Annotated in this window: 18 protein-coding genes; 9 read left to right on the plus strand and 9 right to left on the minus strand. The window is 70.1% G+C overall.

Translation table 11 applies throughout. The annotated features are described in order from the left end of the window. Positions 1-29: 29 nt before the first annotated feature. The 3 genes from treS to K1J60_RS47315 are packed head-to-tail and all read right to left on the minus strand — an operon-like array spanning position 30 to position 4,228. A complete protein-coding gene (treS, locus tag K1J60_RS41520) occupies positions 30-1,748 on the minus strand; it encodes a maltose alpha-D-glucosyltransferase (RefSeq protein ID WP_220650728.1) in 1,719 nt (572 codons plus the stop codon). Continuing rightward, complete coding sequence (locus K1J60_RS41525; RefSeq protein WP_220650729.1) at positions 1,745-3,760, minus strand: alpha-1,4-glucan--maltose-1-phosphate maltosyltransferase; 2,016 nt, start codon at positions 3,758-3,760, stop codon at positions 1,745-1,747. Before K1J60_RS41525 ends, treS begins: the two co-directional genes overlap by 4 nt. 60 nt (positions 3,761-3,820) lie before the next feature. Then, positions 3,821-4,228 (minus strand): DUF5133 domain-containing protein, encoded by a 408-nt coding sequence (locus tag K1J60_RS47315; protein ID WP_220650730.1) that lies wholly within the window; start codon positions 4,226-4,228, stop codon positions 3,821-3,823. A 269-nt stretch (positions 4,229-4,497) separates the two neighbouring features. Between K1J60_RS47315 and K1J60_RS41535 the strand changes: the two genes are divergently transcribed. Both K1J60_RS41535 and glgX read left to right on the plus strand, forming a co-directional pair. Then, positions 4,498-5,013: a pep a2 gene (locus K1J60_RS41535; RefSeq protein WP_220650731.1), complete on the plus strand. Its 516-nt coding sequence runs from the start codon at positions 4,498-4,500 to the stop codon at positions 5,011-5,013. Beyond that, the gene (gene glgX / locus K1J60_RS41540; RefSeq protein WP_259408146.1) at positions 5,010-7,145 is read left to right on the plus strand and encodes a glycogen debranching protein GlgX; all 2,136 of its coding nucleotides are present in this window, start codon (positions 5,010-5,012) and stop codon (positions 7,143-7,145) included. The genes K1J60_RS41535 and glgX overlap by 4 nt, the downstream gene beginning before the upstream one ends. Positions 7,146-7,161: 16 nt before the next feature. Here the strand turns inward: glgX and K1J60_RS41545 are convergent, their stop codons facing one another. The 5 genes from K1J60_RS41545 to K1J60_RS41565 all read right to left on the minus strand — a co-directional run bounded on the left by K1J60_RS41545 (position 7,162) and on the right by K1J60_RS41565 (position 12,380). Continuing rightward, positions 7,162-7,962 carry a VOC family protein gene (locus tag K1J60_RS41545; protein ID WP_220650732.1) on the minus strand — a complete coding sequence of 267 codons (801 nt, stop codon included), beginning with the start codon at positions 7,960-7,962 and terminating at the stop codon, positions 7,162-7,164. A 245-nt stretch (positions 7,963-8,207) separates the two neighbouring features. Then, on the minus strand, positions 8,208-9,239 hold the full coding sequence (locus K1J60_RS41550; protein ID WP_033526359.1) for a LacI family DNA-binding transcriptional regulator: 1,032 nt from the start codon (positions 9,237-9,239) through the stop codon (positions 8,208-8,210). Further along, a complete protein-coding gene (locus tag K1J60_RS41555) occupies positions 9,236-10,141 on the minus strand; it encodes a carbohydrate ABC transporter permease (protein ID WP_220650733.1) in 906 nt (301 codons plus the stop codon). The genes K1J60_RS41550 and K1J60_RS41555 overlap by 4 nt, the downstream gene beginning before the upstream one ends. Beyond that, positions 10,138-11,061 (minus strand): carbohydrate ABC transporter permease, encoded by a 924-nt coding sequence (locus K1J60_RS41560; protein ID WP_220650734.1) that lies wholly within the window; start codon positions 11,059-11,061, stop codon positions 10,138-10,140. Before K1J60_RS41560 ends, K1J60_RS41555 begins: the two co-directional genes overlap by 4 nt. After that, positions 11,058-12,380: an extracellular solute-binding protein gene (locus K1J60_RS41565; protein ID WP_220650735.1), complete on the minus strand. Its 1,323-nt coding sequence runs from the start codon at positions 12,378-12,380 to the stop codon at positions 11,058-11,060. The genes K1J60_RS41560 and K1J60_RS41565 overlap by 4 nt, the downstream gene beginning before the upstream one ends. Positions 12,381-12,589: 209 nt before the next feature. On the opposite strand from K1J60_RS41565, the gene K1J60_RS41570 reads away from it, so the two are divergent. Both K1J60_RS41570 and K1J60_RS41575 read left to right on the plus strand, forming a co-directional pair. Continuing rightward, entirely contained in the window at positions 12,590-14,611 is a 2,022-nt protein-coding gene (locus K1J60_RS41570) for a beta-galactosidase (protein ID WP_220650736.1), read from the plus strand. Positions 14,612-14,827: 216 nt separating this feature from the next. Beyond that, on the plus strand, positions 14,828-16,396 hold the full coding sequence (locus K1J60_RS41575) for a glycoside hydrolase family 53 protein (RefSeq protein WP_220650737.1): 1,569 nt from the start codon (positions 14,828-14,830) through the stop codon (positions 16,394-16,396). A gap of 60 nt (positions 16,397-16,456) precedes the next feature. Here the strand turns inward: K1J60_RS41575 and K1J60_RS41580 are convergent, their stop codons facing one another. After that, positions 16,457-17,290: an ATP-grasp domain-containing protein gene (locus K1J60_RS41580; RefSeq protein ID WP_220650738.1), complete on the minus strand. Its 834-nt coding sequence runs from the start codon at positions 17,288-17,290 to the stop codon at positions 16,457-16,459. 113 nt (positions 17,291-17,403) lie between these two features. On the opposite strand from K1J60_RS41580, the gene K1J60_RS41585 reads away from it, so the two are divergent. The 5 genes from K1J60_RS41585 to K1J60_RS41605 all read left to right on the plus strand — a co-directional run bounded on the left by K1J60_RS41585 (position 17,404) and on the right by K1J60_RS41605 (position 20,800). Then, positions 17,404-18,390, plus strand: a complete 987-nt coding sequence (locus K1J60_RS41585) for an SMP-30/gluconolactonase/LRE family protein (RefSeq protein ID WP_220650739.1) — start codon at positions 17,404-17,406, stop codon at positions 18,388-18,390. Between the two features lie 204 nt (positions 18,391-18,594). Then, positions 18,595-19,077 carry a fluoride efflux transporter CrcB gene (crcB, locus tag K1J60_RS41590; RefSeq protein ID WP_220650740.1) on the plus strand — a complete coding sequence of 161 codons (483 nt, stop codon included), beginning with the start codon at positions 18,595-18,597 and terminating at the stop codon, positions 19,075-19,077. Continuing rightward, positions 19,074-19,445, plus strand: a complete 372-nt coding sequence (locus tag K1J60_RS41595) for a DUF190 domain-containing protein (RefSeq protein WP_259408147.1) — start codon at positions 19,074-19,076, stop codon at positions 19,443-19,445. Before crcB (K1J60_RS41590) ends, K1J60_RS41595 begins: the two co-directional genes overlap by 4 nt. 9 nt (positions 19,446-19,454) lie before the next feature. Beyond that, positions 19,455-19,829, plus strand: a complete 375-nt coding sequence (gene crcB / locus K1J60_RS41600) for a fluoride efflux transporter CrcB (RefSeq protein ID WP_220650742.1) — start codon at positions 19,455-19,457, stop codon at positions 19,827-19,829. 137 nt (positions 19,830-19,966) lie between these two features. Beyond that, positions 19,967-20,800, plus strand: coding sequence for an undecaprenyl-diphosphate phosphatase (locus K1J60_RS41605; RefSeq protein ID WP_220650743.1), 834 nt, complete (start codon positions 19,967-19,969; stop codon positions 20,798-20,800). Positions 20,801-20,879: the final 79 nt, after the last annotated feature.

A 20,879-nucleotide genomic window follows, 5' to 3' on the forward strand; every position in this document is an offset into this window, starting at 1 on the left:
GGTGACGCGTCCTTTCGCCGGACCGCGCTTCAACGCCCTCGGGCAGCGCGGGAGAGGACTCGGGAGAGCCGGAACCAGTAGAAGCCGTGGCCCGCGAGGGTGAGGAGGTAGGGCAGTTCACCGATGGCGGGGAAGCGGACTCCGCCGATGAGTTCGACGGGGTGGCGTCCCTCGTAGGCGTGCAGATCGAGTTCCGTGGGCTGCGCGAAGCGGGAGAAGTTGTTCACGCACAGCACCAGGTCGTCCTTGTGTTCGCGCAGGTAGGCGAGGACGGACGGGTTGGACGAGGGCAGCTCGGTGTAGGTGCCGAGGCCGAACGCCGGGTTCTGCTTGCGGATCTCGATCATCCGGCGGGTCCAGTGCAGCAGCGACGCCGGCGACGACATCGACGCCTCGACGTTGGTGACCTGGTAGCCGTAGACCGGGTCCATGATCGTCGGCAGGTAGAGGCGGCCGGGGTCGCTGGAGGAGAAGCCGGCGTTGCGGTCCGGGGTCCACTGCATGGGGGTGCGGACGGCGTCGCGGTCGCCGAGCCAGATGTTGTCGCCCATGCCGATCTCGTCGCCGTAGTAGAGGATCGGCGAGCCCGGGAGGGACAGCAGCAGGGCGGTGAACAGCTCGATCTGGTTGCGGTCGTTGTCCAGGAGCGGGGCGAGCCGTCGGCGGATGCCGATGTTGGCGCGCATGCGCGGGTCCTTGGCGTACTCCGCGTACATGTAGTCGCGTTCTTCGTCGGTGACCATTTCGAGGGTCAGCTCGTCGTGGTTCCGCAGGAAGATGCCCCACTGGCAGTTCGAGGGGATGGCCGGGGTCTTGGCGAGGATTTCCGAGACGGGATAGCGCGATTCCCGCCGGACCGCCATGAAGATCCTCGGCATGACCGGGAAGTGGAACGCCATGTGGCATTCGTCGCCGCCGCTGGGGAAGTCGCCGAAGTAGTCGACGACGTCCTCCGGCCATTGATTGGCCTCCGCGAGGATGACCGTGTCCGGATACAGCGCGTCGAGCTCCCGGCGGACGTGCTTCAGGAACGCGTGGGTGGCCGGGAGGTTCTCGCAGTTGGTCCCTTCCTCCTGGTAGAGGTAGGGGACCGCGTCGAGGCGGAAGCCGTCGATGCCGAGGTCCAGCCAGAACCGCAGGGCGGCCAGCATCTCCTCGCGCACGGCCGGGTTCTCGTAGTTGAGGTCGGGCTGGTGGGAGAAGAAGCGGTGCCAGAAGTACTGTTTGCGGACGGGGTCGAAGGTCCAGTTGGAGGCTTCGGTGTCGACGAAGATGATGCGGGCGTCGGGGAACTGTTTGTCGTCGTCGGCCCAGACGTAGTAGTCGCCGTAGGGTCCGTCGGGGTCCTTCCTCGATTCCTGGAACCACGGGTGCTGGTCGCTGGTGTGGTTCATGACGAAGTCGATGATGACGCGCATGCCGCGTTGGTGGGCGGCGTCGACGAATTCCACGAAGTCGGCGAGGTCGCCGAATTCGGGGAGGACGGCGGTGTAGTCGGAGACGTCGTATCCGCCGTCGCGGAGGGGGGATTTGAAGAAGGGCGGCAGCCAGATGCAGTCGATGCCGAGCCACTGCAGGTAGTCGAGTTTGGCGGTCAGGCCCTTGAGGTCGCCGACGCCGTCGCCGTCGCTGTCCTGGAAGGAGCGGACGAGGACCTCGTAGAAGACGGCGCGTTTGAACCAGTCCGGGTCCCGGTCCTTCTGCGGCGTGTCCTCGAAGGTGTCCGGGATGGGTTTGTTCATGGTCATGGGGTGCCTGACCCTCCGTTCTGCGACGACGAGGACGAGCTGTCGGCATGGGGCTGGACGTGGAGGACGTGCGCGGGTGCCCGCCCGGGTTCCAGGCGCACGTAGTTCGTCCTTCCCCAGCGGTAGGTCTCTCCCGTCAACTCGTCGCGCACTGGCATGTTCTCGCCCATGCCCAGGCCGAGTTCCGCCGTGTCGAACGTGACCGTGGCCTCCTGGGCGCGGTGGGGGTCGAGGTTGACCACGACCACGACCGCGTCCGACCCGGCGCGCTTGCTGTACGCGATCACCGCGTCGTTGTCCGTGTGGTGGAAGCGCAGGTTCCGCAGTCCGTGCAGTGCGGGGTGCCGCCGTCTGATGTCGTTGAGCGCGGTGATGAGAGGCGCGATGGTACGTCCGTCGCGTTCTGCCGCGTCCCAGTCGCGGGGGCGGAGTTGGTATTTCTCGGAGTCGAGGTATTCCTCGCTGCCGGGTTTGAGGGGGGTGTTCTCGCACAGTTCGTAGCCGGAGTAGACGCCCCAGGTGGGGGAGAGGGTGGCGGCGAGGACGGCGCGGAGTTCGAAGGCGGGGCGGCCGCCTTCCTGGAGGAAGGCGTGGAGGATGTCGGGGGTGTTGACGAAGAAGTTGGGGCGCATGTAGGCGGCGGCTTCGCCGGCGAGTTCGGTGGCGTAGTCGGTGAGTTCGGCTTTGGTGTTGCGCCAGGTGAAGTAGGTGTAGGACTGCTGGAAGCCGGTGGCGGCCAGGGTGTGCATCATCGCGGGGCGGGTGAAGGCCTCGGCGAGGAAGATGACGTCGGGGTCGGTGGCGTTGATCCGGGCGATGACCTGTTCCCAGAAGACGACCGGTTTGGTGTGGGGGTTGTCGACGCGGAAGATGCGCACGCCGTGGTCCATCCAGTGGCGCAGGATCCGGCAGGTCTCGGTGATGAGGCCGGGCATGTCGGCGTCGAAGGCGATGGGGTAGATGTCCTGGTACTTCTTGGGCGGGTTCTCGGCGTAGGCGATGGTGCCGTCGGGGCGGTGGTGGAACCACTCGGGGTGCTTGTCCACCCAGGGGTGGTCGGGCGAGCACTGCAGGGCGAAGTCGAGGGCGATCTCCATGCCCAGGGCGCGTGCTTCGGCGACGAAGTGGTCGAAGTCGTCGAGGGTGCCCAGGTCCGGGTGGACGGTGTCGTGGCCGCCCTCGGGGGAGCCGATCGCCCAGGGCACGCCGACGTCGTCGGGGGTGGGGGAGAGGGTGTTGTTGCGGCCCTTGCGGTAGGTGGTGCCGATGGGGTGGATGGGGGGCAGGTAGACGACGTCGAAGCCCATGGCGGCGATGGCCGGGAGGCGTCGGGCGGCGGTGCGGAAGGTTCCGTGGGGCTGCTCGGGGGTGCCCTCGGAACGGGGGAAGAACTCGTACCAGGAGCCGAACAGGGCCCGTTCGCGCTCCACCAGCAGGGGCAACGGCTCGGAGGACGTGACCAGTTCCCGCAGGGGATGACGCGTGAGGACCTCGTCCACCTCCGGCGCCAACGCCGCCGCCAGACGGTCGGCGGCCGGCAGGGAGTCGTCGCGGAGCCTGCCCACCACCGTCACCAGGACCGCGTGCAGGTCCGCCTCCGGCACCCCGGCGGCGGCCCGCACATGGAGTTCGGCACCCTCCTCCAGGACGAGCCCCGTGTCGATGCCGGCCGGGACCTTGATCCGGGCGGTGTGCCGCCAGGTGGCGATGGGATCGCTCCACGCCTCCACGCGGTACGTCCAGCGGCCCTCGGAGGTCGGCGTGACCGAGGCGCCCCAGCGGTCGGAGCCGGGAGCCAGTTCGCGCATCGGGGTCCACGGGGCCGGACGGCCCTCCGGATCCTTGAGCACGACATTGGCGGCCACCACCGCGTGCCCCTCGCGGAACAGCGTCGCGGTGACCTCGAAGGTCTCGCCGACGACCGCCTTCGCGGGACGCCTGCCACACTCGACGAGCGGGCGGACATCCCTGACGGGGACGCGGCCGACGGCCGGGGCCTGAGTCGGGCTCATGGGTCTCACCTCCGCCGTGCTCGGGGATCGGCGCTGGGCCGAACGGGTGCCCTGCGGGTTCTAGAGTTCCGCCGTGGAACGCCTACCGGACGGCGGACCACCTGTGGCGGAACGGCTCTCGCCGGTCCGGGTCTTGCCGGCCGCCTTGCCGCTCCGGTCCTTGCGGCCCCGGTCCTTGCCGGTCCGGTCCTTGCCGGTCCGGTCCTTACGGGTCTTTCCGGTGGGTTCCTGCTGAGGACGGTCGCCCTGCTCCTGGAGATAGGTGGGCAGACTCGTCTGCAGATAGCGCTCGGCGGCCGCCACGGCCTCGCGGGCACAGCGTTTGCCCATCAGGACGCACAGTGTGTAGCCCGAGGCCTCGAAACTGTCCCGGGCCGCGCGGTCGGTCGGGGACGCGAGCATCACGCGTTCCCAGGTGCGGTAGCGCCGCAGATGTCTGGCCACCTCGTTCTTGGCGGGCAGCAGCATGTGCTGGTCCCTCCCGGCACTCTCGGCGGAGCACGCTTCCCGGGGGAGGTCGTGCGTGGAGGGGCATCGGCGCCTCAGGGGAGCCGATGCCTTCACTCATGGTGCACGGGCAACCACCCGGCGTCTTGTTGGCTCTTCAACCACCTCATGCGTCGCTCGTGTTGCACGAATGGCGTAGCCCTCCCACTCTGGAGCTGACTCAGAAGTGATCGGTGCTCACGCTTCGTGCACACGAGGCGGGGAGCTTCGCCGGTGAGGAGCCAACGACGATGAAGACCGCAGTGCCTCGCTACTACCACCTCGACGTGGAAGTCAGTCCGGAACGGGTCGAACAGGTCAGCCGCATCCTGGCCGCTCACCTCCGGTTCTGGGACCTGGAGACCCTCGTCCAGCCCGTCTGCCACAGCGCCGAACTGCTCCTGCACGCCATCGAGGAGCACGCGACGGACAAGAACACGTCGATCGAGATGTGGTGGAACGGTCAGCACCTCATCTCGGCGGTGGCCGAGAACGACCGAGAGCTGCGCCCGGACCGGGAGTTGCGTCCCTGTCTGACCCGTATCGCCGCGCTCAGTGACGGCTGGGGCTGCTGTTCCACGGACACCGGCAGCACGGTCATCTGGTTCACCCAGCGGGCCCCCGTCGACCAGAGCGTGCCCCTGGTGCCGACGGCGCCCGAGCCGGCCCTGCGCGAGGTGCTCCAGGTGCCCCGCGAGATGCCCGTCGCGGCCCTCGCCGGTTCGCCCGGTGGCGAGGCGTCGGACACCCGCGAAGACGCGCGGTGACCGTGCGGCCCGACCGCAGAGGGGTGCCCGTGTGGAGCGGGCACCCCTACCCGCTGGGTGCCTCCTACGACGGCACCGGCACCAACTTCGCGCTCTTCAGCGAGGTCGCCGACCGCGTCGACCTGGTCCTCGTCGACGACGCGGGCCGCCATCGCGCCGTCCCGCTCACCGAGGTCGACGGCTTCGTCTGGCACGGCAGACTCCCCGGCGTCGGCCCGGGGCAGCGCTACGGCTACCGGGTGCACGGCCCCTGGGACCCCGCCGCCGGCCACCGCTGCGATCCGGCGAAGCTGCTGCTCGACCCGTACACCACGGCCGTCGACGGACAGGTGGACAACCACCCCTCCCTCCGCGAACCCGGCGCCGACACCGTCGGGCACACCATGCTCGGCGTCGTCACCGACCCGTTCTTCGACTGGGGGGACGACCGCCCGCCGCGCCGGTCGTACGCCGACACCGTCGTCTACGAGGCCCACGTCCGCGGCCTCACCCGCACCCACCCCGACGTGCCCCCCGAGCTGCGCGGCACCTACGCCGGTCTGGCCCACCCCGCCGTCGTCGAGCACCTCACCTCGCTGGGCGTGACCGCGATCGAGCTGATGCCGGTCCACCAGTTCGTCCAGGACGGAGTCCTCCAGGACCGGGGCCTCACCAACTACTGGGGCTACAACACCATCGGCTACTTCGCGCCCCACAACGACTACGCCGCCCACGGCACGCGAGGCCAGCAGGTCACCGAGTTCAAGTCGATGGTCAAGGCCCTGCACGCGGCCGGCCTCGAAGTGATCCTCGACGTGGTCTACAACCACACCGCCGAGGGCAACGAGCAGGGGCCCACCCTCTCCTTCCGCGGCATCGACAACAGCTCCTACTACCGCCTGGTGGACGGCGACTGGGCCCACTACTACGACACCACCGGCACGGGGAACAGCCTTCTGATGCGGCACCCGTACGTCCTGCAACTGATCATGGACTCGCTGCGGTACTGGGTCACCGAGATGCACGTCGACGGCTTCCGCTTCGACCTGGCCGCCACCCTGGCCCGGCAGTTCCACGAGGTGGACCGCCTCTCGGCGTTCTTCGACCTGATCCAGCAGGACCCCGTGATCAGCAGGGTCAAGCTCATCGCCGAACCCTGGGACGTCGGCGAGGGCGGTTACCAGGTCGGCAACTTCCCGCCCCTGTGGTCCGAGTGGAACGGCAGGTACCGCGACGCCGTACGGGACTTCTGGCGGGGCCGTCCCCATATGCTCGGCGAGTTCGCGTCCCGGCTGACCGGCTCCGCCGACCTCTACGAGCACAGCCGGCGCAGCCCGCGCGCGAGCGTCAACTTCGTCACCGCGCACGACGGTTTCACCCTGCGCGACCTGGTCTCCTACAACGACAAGCACAACGAGGCCAACGGCGAGGGCAACCGGGACGGCGAGAGCGTCAACCGCTCCTGGAACTGCGGAGCGGAGGGACCCACCAAGGACCCGCGGGTTCTCGCCCTCCGTGCCCGGCAGCAGCGCAATCTGCTGGCCACACTGCTGCTGTCCCAGGGCATCCCGATGATCTGCCACGGCGACGAGTCCGGCCGCACCCAGCGGGGCAACAACAACGCCTACTGCCAGGACAACGAGGTCTCGTGGCTCGACTGGCGACTCGACGACGAACGTCGCGCGCTGCTCGCCTTCACCCGCGACCTCATCGCCCTGCGCGCCGCCCACCCGGTGCTGCGCCGCCGCCGCTTCTTCCACGGCGACACACCGACCCGCGCGGACCAGCCACTGCCCGACCTGGTGTGGCTGCGGCCGGACGCCCGCGAGATGACCGACGCCGACTGGGACCGCTCCGACGCGTACGCCGTGGCCGTGTTCCTCAACGGCGACGCCATCGCCGAACGCGACCATCGCGGCGGCCGCGTCGTCGACGACTCCTTCCTGCTCCTGCTGAACAGCCACTGGGAACCCAGGGTCTTCCGGCTGCCCGGCACCGTCTACGGCGAGCGCTGGACGACCCGCGTCGACACCACCGCGGGGCCCGACGGAGTCCCGGACGAGTCCGAGCACAAGGCGGGCTCCGAGATCACCGTCGAGGCCCGGGGGCTGATGCTGCTGTCCCGGCCCTCCCGGCCCTCCCGGACCGGCTGAGCCATGGACGGAGCGCTCAGCGCGCGCCGCGCGACGTGATCGTGAACTGGGCGCCGTCGGGGTCGCGCAGCACCGCCTCGTGCGCGTCCTGGGTGAGGATCGTGCCGCCGTGGTGCTGGGCGGCCTCGACCCGGTCCGCCACGTCGGAGACGGAGAAGTGCACCTGCCAGTGCGGGCGGATCGTGGGATCGGGAGCGGCCTCCAGCGCGCCGGAGCTGATCCGGGCCACCACCTCGCCCTCGCTGCGCAGCACGACCTCGTTCGCCTCGTAGCGCACCTCGCAGCAGCCGGGCTTCTCGGTGGCCCACTCCAGGACCTCGCCGTAGAAGATCGCCGCGTCGAAGGCGTCCCGGGTGTGCAGCCGGATGAAGGCCGGGGCGGCCTTGCGCCAGGTCTCCCAATCCGTGAAGAGCGCGCCCTCCCAGATCCCGAAGGAGGCACCGTGCCGGTCCGCCAGCAGGGCGGCGCGGCCGGGCGGGAAGGAGAGGGGGCCCACCGCGACCGTCCCACCGCGCTCCCTGGCCCGGGAGGCCGCCGCGTCGGCGTCCGACACGGCGAAGTACGGGGTCCAGGCGACCGCCATCTGCCACAGGGAGGCCACCCCGGCGATCCCGGCGACCGGCACACCGTCGGCCAGCGCGATCCGGAAGTGGTCGCCGAGCTTGGCGGTACGCCACTGCCAGCCCAGCACGGCGGCGTAGAAGTCCTCCGTGGCCGGCAGATCCCGGCTGGTGAGGCTCACCCAGCAGGGCGCGCCGAAGACGGAATGGCTGGAGACGACGTTCTCCGCGTCCCGGTGATTGCTGTCGCTGTTCATGGCAGTCGTGTCCTGGTCTCGTCCGTCGGCACACCCCGGCCGCACTCCAGTGTCCAACCGGATCCGGGGCCGGTGCCCGTCGAGTACCCCCGAGTCGGCGTACCGACCCCGGTGACCACGCGATCTTCGGACGACCGTTCGAGTGATGACGGCGGCCCCGGCTTCTTGCCGCGCGCCGCGCGGACCTGTGCGCCAGGGCGGACGGTGGCGCGGCCCGAGGCTCCCGTGCCTCGGCCCGCGCGGCATCACGTCGACTCCCGCCGCACCAGTTCCGTCGGCAGGATCACGGCGGCCGGGGCCTCGCCGCCGATCTGCGCCAGCAGGACCCGCACCATCTCGTTGCTGATCCGGTCGTAGGGCTGGCGGATGGTGGTCAGGGCGGGGACGGACTCCGTGGCCGCGGCCGAGTCGTCGAAGCCGCCCACGGACACGTCCTCGGGGACCCGGCGGCCCGCCCGGCGCAGCGCCGCGAGGGCGCCCTGCGCCATCAGGTCGGAGGCCACGAACACGGCGTCCATGTCGGGGGCCCGCTCCAGCAGCAGGTCGGTGCCCGCCTCGCCGCTCGCCCGGCTGTAGTCGCCGGAGGCGATGAGGCGCTCGTCGATCTCGACACCCGCCTCGGTGAGCACCTCCTTGTAGCCGGCGAGGCGGTCGACACCGCCGGGCGAGTCCAGCGGACCGGTCACGACCCCGATCCGGCGGCGGCCCAGCGACAGCAGATGACGCACCATGTCACGGGCGCCGTCGCGGTCGTCGGCGGCCACGTAACTCACCTTGGAGCCGGGAGCCATGGGCTTGCCGCACTGGACGAGGGGGATGCCCGCCTCGCGCAGCTCCTGGGCGACCGGGTCCGCGGAGTGGCTGGAGACCACCAGCACACCGTCGACGTGGCCCGCCGTGATGTACCGCGTTATCCGGCGCCGCTCGTCCTCCGTACCGGCCACCATCAGCAGCAGCGGGATGTCGTGCGCGGCCAGCGCCTGGGTGCAACACCGCAGGAGGACATTGAAGTTGGGGTCCTCGAAGAGTTTCTCCTGCGGTTCCGTGAGCAGGAAGCCGATCGAGTCGGAACGGCCCGTGATCAGCGAGCGGGCGTGCCGGTTCACGACGTAACCCGTCTTGCGGATCGCGGCGTTGACCGCTTCGGCTGCCGTCGGGCTGACGTAGTGACCGCCGTTGAGCACGCGTGAGACGGTCCCCCGGGAGACTCCCGCCTCGCGCGCCACGTCGTGAATGGTCGGCGGTTTGCGCCTGCCCCCCGTGTTGCTCATGGTCATGACTTTACGGCTCCGGAGAGCAGATCGAGGCTCCAGAACCGCTGGATGACCAGGAAGAGCGCGATCAGCGGGACCACCGCGAGCAGGGCTCCCGTGATCACCAGGGTGTAGAGCGCCGGCGTGTTCGCGCCCTGTTCGAGGAGAGTGAACAGGCCCAGGGTGATCGGGAACTTCTCGTCGTCGCTGAGCATGATGTACGGCAGCAGGAAGTTGTTCCAGACCGCCACGAACTGGAACAGGAAGACCGTCACCAGCCCCGGCACCATCATCGGCAGCGCGATCCGGGTGAAGATCCGCCACTCGCTCGCACCGTCCATCCGCCCGGCCTCCACCACGTCGCCGGGAACGGCGGCGGCGGCGTAGATCCGGGCCAGGTACACGCCGTACGGGGAGAGGACCAGCGGCAGCAGCACGGACCAGTGGCTGTCCGCCAGGTCGGCCTTGGCCATCAGCAGGTACTGCGGGATCGCCAGGATCACCGGCGGCATCAGCACGCCCGCCATCAGCACGTTGAAGACCGCCTCGCGGCCCCGGAAGCGGTAGATCGCCAGCGCGTAGCCGCTGATCGCGGAGACGGCCGTCGAGAGGAGGGCGCCGAGGCCCGCGTACAGGGCGGAGTTGCCCATCCACTGCCAGTAGATGCCGTCGCGGTAGGCGTTGAGGTCGGACAGGTTGTCCGCGAAGCCGGTGCCCGGCAGGAAGGTGAAGGTGGAGAACAGCTCGCTGCCCGACTTGGTGGCCGCGATCAGCACCCAGGCGACGGGGAGGAGGCAGTAGATCGCGCCGAGCAGCAGGGTGAGCGTCGGGACGAGCGCGATCCGGCGGCGCAGCGGCGGGCCCTGGGCGGTTCCCGGGGTCGCCCCCGCCGCCGGGGCCGCCTTGCGTACGGCAAGAGAACTCATCGTGCTGCCTCCTGCTTCTGACGGGAGTTCGCGGCCCTCAGGAACCCGAAGGAGAGGACCAGGGTGGCCACGGCGATGATCACCGCGCCGGCCGCCGCCGAGTAGATGTCGCCCTCGCCGAAGGCGTCCCGGTGCACCTTCATCAGCGGGCTCCATGTCGTGGAGACCGAGTTGGTGAGGGGCTTGAGGGTGGTGGGCTCGCTGAACACCTGGAGTGTGGCGATGATCGAGAAGAAGAAGGTCAGCACCAGCGATGGCGCCACCATCGGGATCTTGATCCGCAGCGCGATCTGCAGCGGTGTCGCGCCATCCAGCTCGGCGGCCTCGTACACCTCGACGGGGATCGCCTGCAGCGAGGTGTAGATGACGATCATGTTGAAGCCGGTGCCGCCCCACACCGCGATGTTCGACAGCGCCGCGTACAGGCCGCCGCCGTCCAGCAGATCCGGCTGCGGCAGGCCCAGCGTCTCCAGCACGAAGTAGAAGGGGCTGACGTCCGGGAGGTAGAGGAAGCCCCAGAGCAGGGCCGCCACGACGCCCGGGATCGCGTACGGCAGGAAGATCGCCAGCCGGGTGAAGGGGGCGAGGCGCACCTTGTCGCTGTCCAGCATCAGGGCGAAGACCAGGGCCAGACCGAGCATGACCGGGACCACGATCGCGCCGTAGCCGAGGACACGCAGGGCGCCGTCGAGCAGTTCGGAGTCGGTCAGCGCGTCGGCGTAGTTCTCGAAGCCCGCCCATACCTCGCTGCGCGCGCCGGAGCCGAGGCCGAGGCCCTTGACCTGCACCTTGTGCAGGCTGAGCCAGACCGCGTAACCGATCGGGAGCGCGAAGAAGAGAGCGAACAGGATCGTCGCGGGAAGAAGGAAGGCGTACGGGGCCCCCTTGACCCCGTACGACCTCCGGCGTGCCGTCGTCACTCGGCGACCTCGAAGCCCTGCTTCTTCATGTCGGCGACGGTGTCGTCCTGCATCGTCTTCAGGGCGGCACCGAAGTCCGACTTGTTCTTCGCGGCGGCGCCGAACGCGTCCTTGAAGGTGGTGTACGCGACGTTCACGTTCGGGCCCCACGCGGAGGGCGCGGTCGTCTTCGCGATCTCGGAGGCCACGGTGTAGAAGTCGGCCTGGTTGGCGAAGTAGGCGGGCGGCTCGGCGAACGCGTCACTGGTCTGCGCGGTCGTGGCCGCGGGGTAGATGCCGCCCTCCTTCGCCAGCGCGGTCAGCGCCTCGGGGTCCGTGTTCAACCAGGCGGCGAACTTCGCGGCGGCGCCCTTGTTCTCGGAGTCCGTGGTGACGGCGGTGGAGGAGCCGCCCCAGCTGCCGGTGGTGTTCTCGGAGGCCGACCACTGCGGCAGCGGCGCCACCTTCCACTTGCCCTCGGTCTCGGGCGCGGCCGTGGTCAGCGTGCCCGGCGCCCACACGGCGCTGACCCAGGCGATCTGCTTGCCGGTGTTGAGCGCCTTGTTCCAGGCCGGGGTGTACATCGGCTGGTTGTCGATGGCGCCCTCCTTCACCAGGCCGCCCCAGAAGTCGGCGACGCGCTGCGTGGCCGGGTCGTCGATGGCGACCTTCCACTTCTGGCCCTCGGTGGTCCACCACTTGGCGCCCGCCTGCTGGGCGAGACCGGCGAAGAGACCGGAGTCGCTCGCGGAGAACGTCGTCAGGTCGACGTCCGCGTCCTCCTTCTTCAGCTTGCGCGCGGTCTCGGCGAACTCGTCCCAGGTCTTCGGGACGGTGAGGCCGTACTTCTCGAAGAGGTCCTCGCGGTAGTAGAACATCATCGGTCCGATGTCCTGGGGTATCGCGTAGACGGCGTCGGAGCCCAGCGTGGTCTGCTGCCAGACACCGGTGGCGAACTTGCTCTTCGCGTCGCCCGCCTCGCTCGCGATGTCGGCGACCGCGTCATTGCTGACCAGTGTCGGCAGTGCCTGGTACTCGGCCTGCACCAGGTCCGGGCCCTTGCCCGCCTTGTGCGCGGTGAGGATCTTGGTGACCAGAGTGTCGCCGGAGGCCTGCTTCTTCACCGTGACGGTGATCTGCTGCTCCTTGCCGGGGCCCTTGTTCCACAGGTCCACGACCTTGTCCATGCCCGGCGTCCAGGTCCAGTACGTCAGCTTCGCCGGCCCCGACCGGTCCCCGCTGTCGTCGTCGGACCCGCCGCAGGCGGCGAGTGTGGTGGCGCCGAGCGTGACGGCGACGGCAGTGGCCACAAAGCGCCGGTGCTTCGTGATGTTGGGCATGGATCGTTCTCCCCTGACCTGGGTCCTCGCCTGCTGCGAAGACCATGCCATGCGCTGTGAGCGTTCACAGGCAGTGCGTCTGTGAGCGTTCACAGTAGAGAAACATCCCGGACACTTGTCAATGGTTGTTGCTGTGCGGTTATGTTGGGCTCGCACCGCCGCCGCTGTGTGTGCACGTTCCCAGATGATCGACAAAACGGGAGAGATCCATGCCGGAGACCACCCCCACGGGCCTGACCAGGCTCGCCTTCGGTGGGGACTACAACCCCGAGCAGTGGCCGGAAACCGTCTGGCACGAGGACGTCCGGCTGATGCGCGAGGCCGGCGTCACGATGGTGAGCGTCGGCATCTTCTCCTGGGCCCTGCTGGAGACCTCACGGGGCACCTACGACTTCGCGTGGCTCGACCGTCTGCTCGACCTGCTCCACGAGAACGGCATCCGCGTCGACCTCGGCACCCCCACGGTCGCCCCGCCGGTCTGGTTCTACCGTGAGCACCCCGAGGCGCTGCCCGTGACCGCCGACGGCACCCGGTACGAGTTCGGCTCGCGCGGCGCCATCTGCCACAGCAACGCCGACTACCGGGCCGCCGCCGCGAACATCACCACCAGGCTCGCCGAACGCTACGCCGACCACCCGGCGCTCGCCCTGTGGCACGTCCACAACGAGTACGGCGTCCCCGTCTCCGCCTGTTACTGCGACTCCTGCGCCACGCACTTCCGCCGCTGGCTGGAGCGGACGTACGGCGATGTCGCGGCGGTCAACGAGGCCTGGGGCACCGCCTTCTGGGGCCAGCACTACACCGACTTCGCGCAGATCAACCCGCCACGCGTGACCCCCACGGTGGGCAATCCCGGGCAGGCCCTCGACTACAAGCGGTTCGCCGACGAGACGATCCGCGAGAACTTCGTCGCCGAGCGGGACATCCTGCACCGGCTCGCGCCCGGCATCCCGGTGACCACCAACTTCATGGCCGCGCTCAGCCAGTGCGACTCCATGGACTACTGGGCCTGGGGCCGCGAGGTCGATCTCGTCACCAACGACCACTACCTGATCACCGACGGCCGTCGCACCCACGTCAACCTCGCGATGGCCGCCGACCTCACCCGCTCGGTCGGCGGCGGCGCCCCGTGGCTGCTCCTGGAGCACTCCACCTCGGGCGTCAACTGGCAGGCCCGCAACCCCGCCAAGGCCCCCGGCCAGATGGCCCGCAACTCCCTCGCCCATGTGGCACGCGGCTCCGACGGCGCCATGTTCTTCCAGTGGCGGCAGTCCCGGCGCGGCGCCGAGAAGTTCCACTCGGCGATGCTGCCGCAGGCCGGCACTGAGTCGCGTGTGTGGCGCGAGGTCGTCGAACTGGGCGCCTCCCTCGACTCGCTGAGCCAGATCCGCGGCAGCCGGACCGTCGCCGACGTGGCCGTCCTGTGGGACTGGCACTCCTGGTGGGCGCAGAACCTCGCCTGGCGCCCCAGCGAGGACCACGAGGCCCGCGAACGCGCCGACGCCTTCTACGAGGCCCTCTACGACCGCCACCACACGGTCGACTTCGCCCACCCGGAAGCCGACTTGTCGGCCTATCCCCTTGTCGTCGTTCCCGCGCTGTACCTGATGACCGAAGCCGCGGGGCACAACCTCAAGGCGTACGTCGAGAACGGCGGCACCCTCGTCGTCTCCTACTTCTCGGGAATCGTCGACGAGCACGACGCCGTCCACGAGGGCCCGTACCCCGGCGCCCTGCGGGACGTGCTCGGCCTGACCGTCGAGGAGTTCTCGCCGCTGCTCGGCGGGGAGAGCGTCCGCATCACCGGCCCCGACGGCTCGGAACTCACCGGCGACGTGTGGACCGAGTTCGTGGTGACGCGCGGTGCCGAGCCCGTGTGGACCTACGCCGACGGTCTCGCCGCCGACCGGCCCGCCGTCACCCGGCACCGGCTCGGCGAGGGCTCCGCCTGGTACGTGTCGACCCGCCTCGACGCGCACGGCCTCGACGCGCTCCTCGGCTGGGCCGCCGACGACGCGGGTATCGCACCCCGGGCCGACCTGCCCCGCGACGTCGAAGTGGTGCGCCGGGCGGGGGAGTCGGGCGACTTCCTCTTCGCGATCAACCACACCGCGCTCGACGCGAAGGTGCCGCTGGACACGGCCGGCACCGAACTCCTCACCGGCGAACGCGCGGCGGGCCGACTCGTCGTACCCGCCGGCGCGGTCAGGGTCGTACGTCTCGACGCCTGATCATCAGCTGTGGGCGGCGACCGGTCACCGAGCCGTACGAGTGACCGCCGCCGCTCCCCGCCCGGGGCCGCTTCCCGGCCCCGGGTCACCCCCGACGCCGACCGGATCTCTGGGGACATCCGGTCGGTCCCGGCGGCGCCGCGCCCACGGCCGTCGGGCGCGGCGCCGCCACAGCACCGCACCACCAGGCTCCCCACCTTCGTCGAAGGGACGACGATGTTCCACGCGAGACGCGCCCTCAGGGCCCTGCTCATACCGCTGTTCGCCGGTCTGGCGCTCACCACCGTGCCCGCCACCTCGGCGCACGCGGCCTCCACGCTCACCAACGGAGGCTTCGAGTCCGACGGGACCGGGACCGCGACGCCGGCCGGCTGGTCGACGTACTCGGCCGGCGGGCAGAACGCCGCCTCGTTCACCGAGTCCGGTGGCCACGGCGGCAGTTACCGTCTGACTCACTGGTCGTCCTCCGCGTACAAGGTGGAGACGTACCAGTACCTGTCCGGCCTGACCAACGGGAACTACAAGCTCACCGCGTGGGTGCGCTCCGGCGGCGGCCAGAACAGCGCGTACATCGCGCTGAAGAACTGCGGCAGCACCGAGCAGCGCACCGACATCCCGGTCTCCTCCAGCGGTTGGATCCGGATCGTCACCTCGATCGCGGTGACCAACAACCAGTGCACCATCAGCATCAACTCCGACGCGGGCGCCGGGAACTGGATCAACGTCGACGACCTGACCTTCGCGTCCGGTACGACGGGCCTGTCCATCAAGGGCTCCGACGTGTCGTCGCTCATCAAGAGCGAGGCCAAGGGCGGCGTCTACAAGAACAGCTCCGGCACCACGGGCGACGCGCTCGCCATCCTCAAGGGCGCCGGACAGAACTACGCCCGCGTCAAGGTCTGGGTCAACCCCGCCGACGGCTACAACAACAAGACGCGCGTGCTCGCCGCCGCCAAGCGCATCAAGGCGCAGGGCATGAAGCTGCTGGTCGACTTCCACTACTCGGACACCTGGGCCGACCCGGGCGCGCAGACCGTGCCGTCCCCGTGGACCGGTCACTCCTACAGCCAGCTGAGGACGGACGTCTACAACCACACCTACGACGTCCTGAACGCCCTCAAGTCCCAGGGCACCACCGCCGACATGGTCCAGGTGGGCAACGAGATCAACGGCGGCATGCTGTGGTCGGCCGGCTCCACGTCCAACTGGTCGCAGCTCGCCGGACTGCTCAACTCCGGCTACGACGCGGTCAAGGCGGTCAACTCCTCCACCCAGGTGGCGCTGCACCTCGCCAAGGGCGGTGACCTGTCCGGCACCCGCTGGTGGTTCGACAGCGCGGTCTCCAACGGGGTGAAGTTCGATGTCATCGGCCTGTCGTACTACGGCTACTGGCACGGCACGCTCGCGGACTTCCAGACCACGTTGGACGACGCGGCGTCCCGCTACGCCAAGCCGGTGTTCGTCGCCGAGACGGCCTACCCGTTCCGGCTGGACAGCGAGGACGCGCACGAGAACATCATCGACCTGTCGAGCGAGCTGGTGTCCGGTTACCCGGCCACGACCGCCGGTCAGACGCGGTGGATGAAGGACATCGCGAGCATCGTCGAAGCCGTCCCGAACGGCCGCGGCCTCGGGATCTTCTACTGGGAGTCGACGTGGACCGCCGTCGCGGGCAACGGCTGGGACCCGACGGACGCGGCGTCCGGCAACGGGTGGGAGAACCAGGCGCTGTTCGGGTACGACGACAGGGCGCTGCCGGCGATGGCGTGGTTCAGCCATCGGTGAGTGCGTGTAGGTGACGGTTTCGCGGGGTCGCACGTCTCGGCGTGCGGCCCCTTGCGCCGTTCAGCCGCCGGCGGCGCCCAGGAAGTCGTGCAGTGATCGCGTCATGGCGGTGACGAAGGCGTCCCTGACCCGCTCCGGGACACGGTCCAGCGAGAGGTACGGGTTGAGGTCCTCCAGCTCGACCAGGAGCAGGTCGCCGGACCGGGTGCGGCAGGCGTCCACGCGCTGGATGCCGTGGTCGAGGGTGTTCCAGTCGATGAAGCGCCGGGCGAAGGCGAGGTCGGCCCCGGAGGCCTCGTAGGGTTCCAGGACCCAGCGGCGGTCGGGGTCGGGTGCGTACAGGGCGTACTGGAAGGTGTCGTCGACGTAGTAGAAGGACACCTCGTAGCGGAAGTCGACGCGTGGCTGGACGAGGACGTCGCCCCAGGTCAGACCGGCCAGCTCGGGGCCGGTCGAGAAGCGCAGGCCGAGGGAGTCCGCGCCGGCCCTGGGCTTCACCGCGTACGAGCCGGACTCCGGCAGCCGCCGCAGGTCCTCGGGCCGGTCGACGGTGGGGATGACCGGGTACCCGGCGCCGGTGAGGTCCAGCAGGTACTGCTTGCCGACCATGTCGGCGCGGCCCGTCAGCGGGTTGTAGACGCGGGTCCCGAGAGCCGTCGCCCGCTCGCGGAAGGCCTCGTACGCCTCCTGGTGGTGCAGGACGGGCCCGCTGTTGCGCACCACGACCGCGTCGAAGCGGTCCATCAGCGCCGCCGCGTCCAGCGGGTGGCACAGGGCGATGTCGAACTCCGCGCGCAGCCGGGAGGTGAGGACGATGTCCTCGTCGCCGTAGCGCCGCCCCCGGGCCGGATAGGCGAGGTCGGTGACGTACAGCAGGCGGGCGCGGGCGGGCACGGCGGTCTCCCTGGTCGGTGACGGCCAACTTAACCCGAGGACATGTGGGGCGGCCCGGCCCGCTGCCAGGATGGACCGGTGCAGGCGATCGGGCGGACCTCCGGGAGGCGGACATGACGGACGCGGCGGACAGGACGGACCCACACGGCGCACTGGTGCCCCTGGCGTACGTCGGGATCGGCGGGCGAGGGCCCGAGGACGTCGTCGCCGACGAGCGCGGACGGGTGCTGACCGGTGTCGAGGACGGCCGGGTCCTGCGGGTGGACGGGCTCGCGGAGCCGGGGCGGGCCCGGGTCGAGACGCTCGCCGAGACCGGTGGCAGGCCTCTCGGCCTCGAACTCCTCCCAGACGGCGACCTGTTGGTGTGTGACGCCGAGCGGGGGCTGCTGCGCGTCACGACCGGCGACGGCACGGTCCGGGTGCTCGCCGACGAGGTGCGCGGTGAGCGGCTGCGGTTCTGCAGCAACGCCGTGGCCCTCTCCGACGGGACGGTGTACTTCACGGTCTCCAGCCGCCGGTACCCCCTCCATCAGTGGATCGGCGACATCGTCGAACACACCGGTACCGGACGGCTGCTGCGCCTCGCGCCGGGCGCGGGCACACCCGAAGTCGTCCTGGAGGGGCTCCAGTTCGCCAACGGCCTCGCGCTCTGCGCCGACGAGTCGTTCCTCGTGCTCGCGGAGACGGGCGCCCGCCGGCTGACCCGTGTCCGCCTCACGGGGGCCGGGGCCGGCACGAGCGAGCCCTTCGTCGAGGACCTGCCGGGCATGCCCGACAACATGTGGCGCGACCAGGAGGGCGGGTTGCTGTGGGTGGCGTTGGCCGGCCCGCGCATCGGCGCCCTCGACCGCCTGCACCGCGCGAGCCCGGCCGTGCGGAGCGCCGCGAGCCGGGTGGCGGTACGGGCGCCGTTCCGGCCCCTGGGGTTCGCCGGGGTCGTCGCGGTCGACGACGAGGGGCACGTCGTCCACACCCTGGTCGACAGCCGTTCCCGGTTCCGCATGGTGACGAGTGCCTGTGTCGCCGAGGGGCAGCTGATCCTGGGCAGCCTGGTCGAGCGGGGGGTCGCGGTGTGCGCGCTGCCGGGGAAGGCGGACTGAACGTGTGGTGGCCATGACGGGGTACCGGGCGCGTGCGGGGCGGACCGCGGTGGCGTTACGCTGTTGACCGGCCGCGATCCCCTCGCGGCGCGGCGGTGGGGCCCGCCGTACCCGAACCGCGGCAATCCGCCGCCAACGGTCCCTGCTTGCGACGGAGTATGTCCGGCCTTCGACCGGGCACCGCCGAGTAGGAGACGCGCCGACATGACAGTTCCGCACCCCGACGGGGCTCGACCCCTGCGACCGACCGGGGCCCCCGTCGCCGGACCTCCCCGGGCCGCCCCCTGGCACGACCAGGCATCCGTGGTCGCGGTCGTGGCGATCGGCGGCGGCATCGGTGCGGCGGCCCGCTACGGCGCGTCGCTCATATGGCCGGCGCAGCCCGGCGGCTTCCCCTGGAGCATGTTCGGGGTGAATGTCGCCGGCTGCTTCGTGATCGGCCTCTTCATGGTCGTGATCACGGACGTCTGGGCCGCCCACCGCCTGGTACGGCCCTTCTTCGGCACCGGCGTACTGGGTGGCTTCACCTCCTTCTCGGCCTACGCCATCGACATCCAGCGCCTGGTCGACGAGGGCCACCCCCGCACCGCCCTCGCCTACCTCGCCGCCACGCTCCTCGTCGCCCTCATCGCGGTCTGGCTCGCGGCGACGACAGCACGCCTGCTTCTCGCATGGAGGAGACGTTGACACGTACCGAACGGGCACGGCTCACCGGTCCCGCCGTCCGCCTCACCGTCCTGATCGGCGAGCACGACACCTGGCACCACAAGCCGCTCTACAGCGAGATCGTGCACCGGGCACACGCCGCCGGCCTCGCGGGCGCCAGCGTCTTCCGGGGCATCGAGGGCTTCGGCGTCTCCTCGGTCGTTCACACGGCGCGGTTGCTCTCGCTCAGTGAGGACCTGCCGGTCGCGGTGATCGTGGTGGACACGGAGGACCGCGTCCGGGCGTTCCTGCCGCAATTGGACGAACTGGTCGTCGAGGGGCTGGTGACGCTCGACGCCTGCGAGGTCGTCGGCCGGACCGGGTCCACCGAACCACGTGAGGAAAGGTAAGAAGCCGTCGTGAACTGGGCGCTCGTCATCGTCGGCGGAATGGTCGGCGCGCCTCTGCGTTACCTCACCGACCGCGCCGTGCAGTCCCGTCACGACACGGTCTTCCCGTGGGGCACGTTCACCGTGAACGTCGCCGGTTCCCTGGTCCTCGGCGTCCTCACCGGCGCCGTGACCACGGGTGCCGCCACCTCCCACCTGCAACTTCTGCTCGGCACCGGACTGTGCGGGGCGCTCACCACATACTCGACCTTCTCGTACGAGACCCTGCGCCTAGCCCAGGACGGCGCACGCTTCCACGCCGTCGCCAATGTCGTCGGGAGTGTGGTGGCCGGGCTCGGCGCGGCTCTTGTCGGGATGGCGGCGGCGCAGGCCCTCTGGGCGTGAGTGCGGGCGCTTACCCGGCCGTTGTACGACTGCCTCCACCGGCGCGACCCCGCGTCGCGCCCCGGGTACGTCGGCCCGGCCTCGCCCGTCGTGCCCGCAGGAATTCGTCGTGCCCCAGCAGAGCAGAACTGGACCCCATGAGCACCATCAGCGTCGGTCAGGCAGTCGTCCTCGGAGCGGTCGAGGGGGTGACGGAGTTCCTCCCGGTGTCCTCCACCGGCCATCTGAAGATCACCGAAGGGCTGATGGGGATCCAGGTGGACGACAAGGCGGTCGTCGGGTTCTCGGCGGTCATCCAGGTCGGCGCGATCGCCGCGGTGCTCGTGTACTTCCGTCACGACATCGCGCGCATCGGATCCGCCTGGTTCCGGGGGCTGTTCGACGCGGGGGAGCGGCAGGACCGCGACTACCGGTTCGCGTGGTGGGTGATCGCCGCGACGATCCCGATCGTCGTCGTGGGGCTGGCTGCCCGGTCGCTGATCGAGGGGCCGCTCGCCTCCCTGTGGGTGGTGGCCGGCTCCCTGATCGTCGGCAGCGGCGTGATGTGGGTCGCCGAACAGGTGGGCCGGCGCAGGCGAGCGGAGGAGGACACCCGGTTCCGGGACGCGATGCTCGTCGGCGGTTCGCAGATCCTCGCTTTGCTGTTCCCCGGTTTCTCCCGCTCCGGCGCCACCATGTCGACCGCGCTGCTGCTCGACCTCGACCGGGTCGCCGCCACCCGGCTCTCCTTCTTCCTCGGCATTCCGGCCCTCACCGGCGCCGGGCTCTACGAGCTGAAGGACGCCCTCGGCTCGGGGGTGGGCGCGGCCCCGCTGATCGCCGGCACCACCGTGTCGTTCGCGGTCGCGTACGCTTCGGTCGCCTGGCTGCTGAAGTTCGTGACCAGGCACTCCTTCCAGGTGTTCGTGTCGTACCGGATCGTGGTGGGCGTCCTGCTGTTCGGGTTGCTCGCTGCCGGTGGCCTCGGCTGACGAGGCCCACCCCCACGAGGCCGTCACACGGCACACGGCTGATCCACCACCGCTCGTGACCTGGAAGATCGAATACGGG

Source organism: Streptomyces akebiae (assembly GCF_019599145.1).
GTDB classification, from domain to species: domain Bacteria; phylum Actinomycetota; class Actinomycetes; order Streptomycetales; family Streptomycetaceae; genus Streptomyces; species Streptomyces akebiae.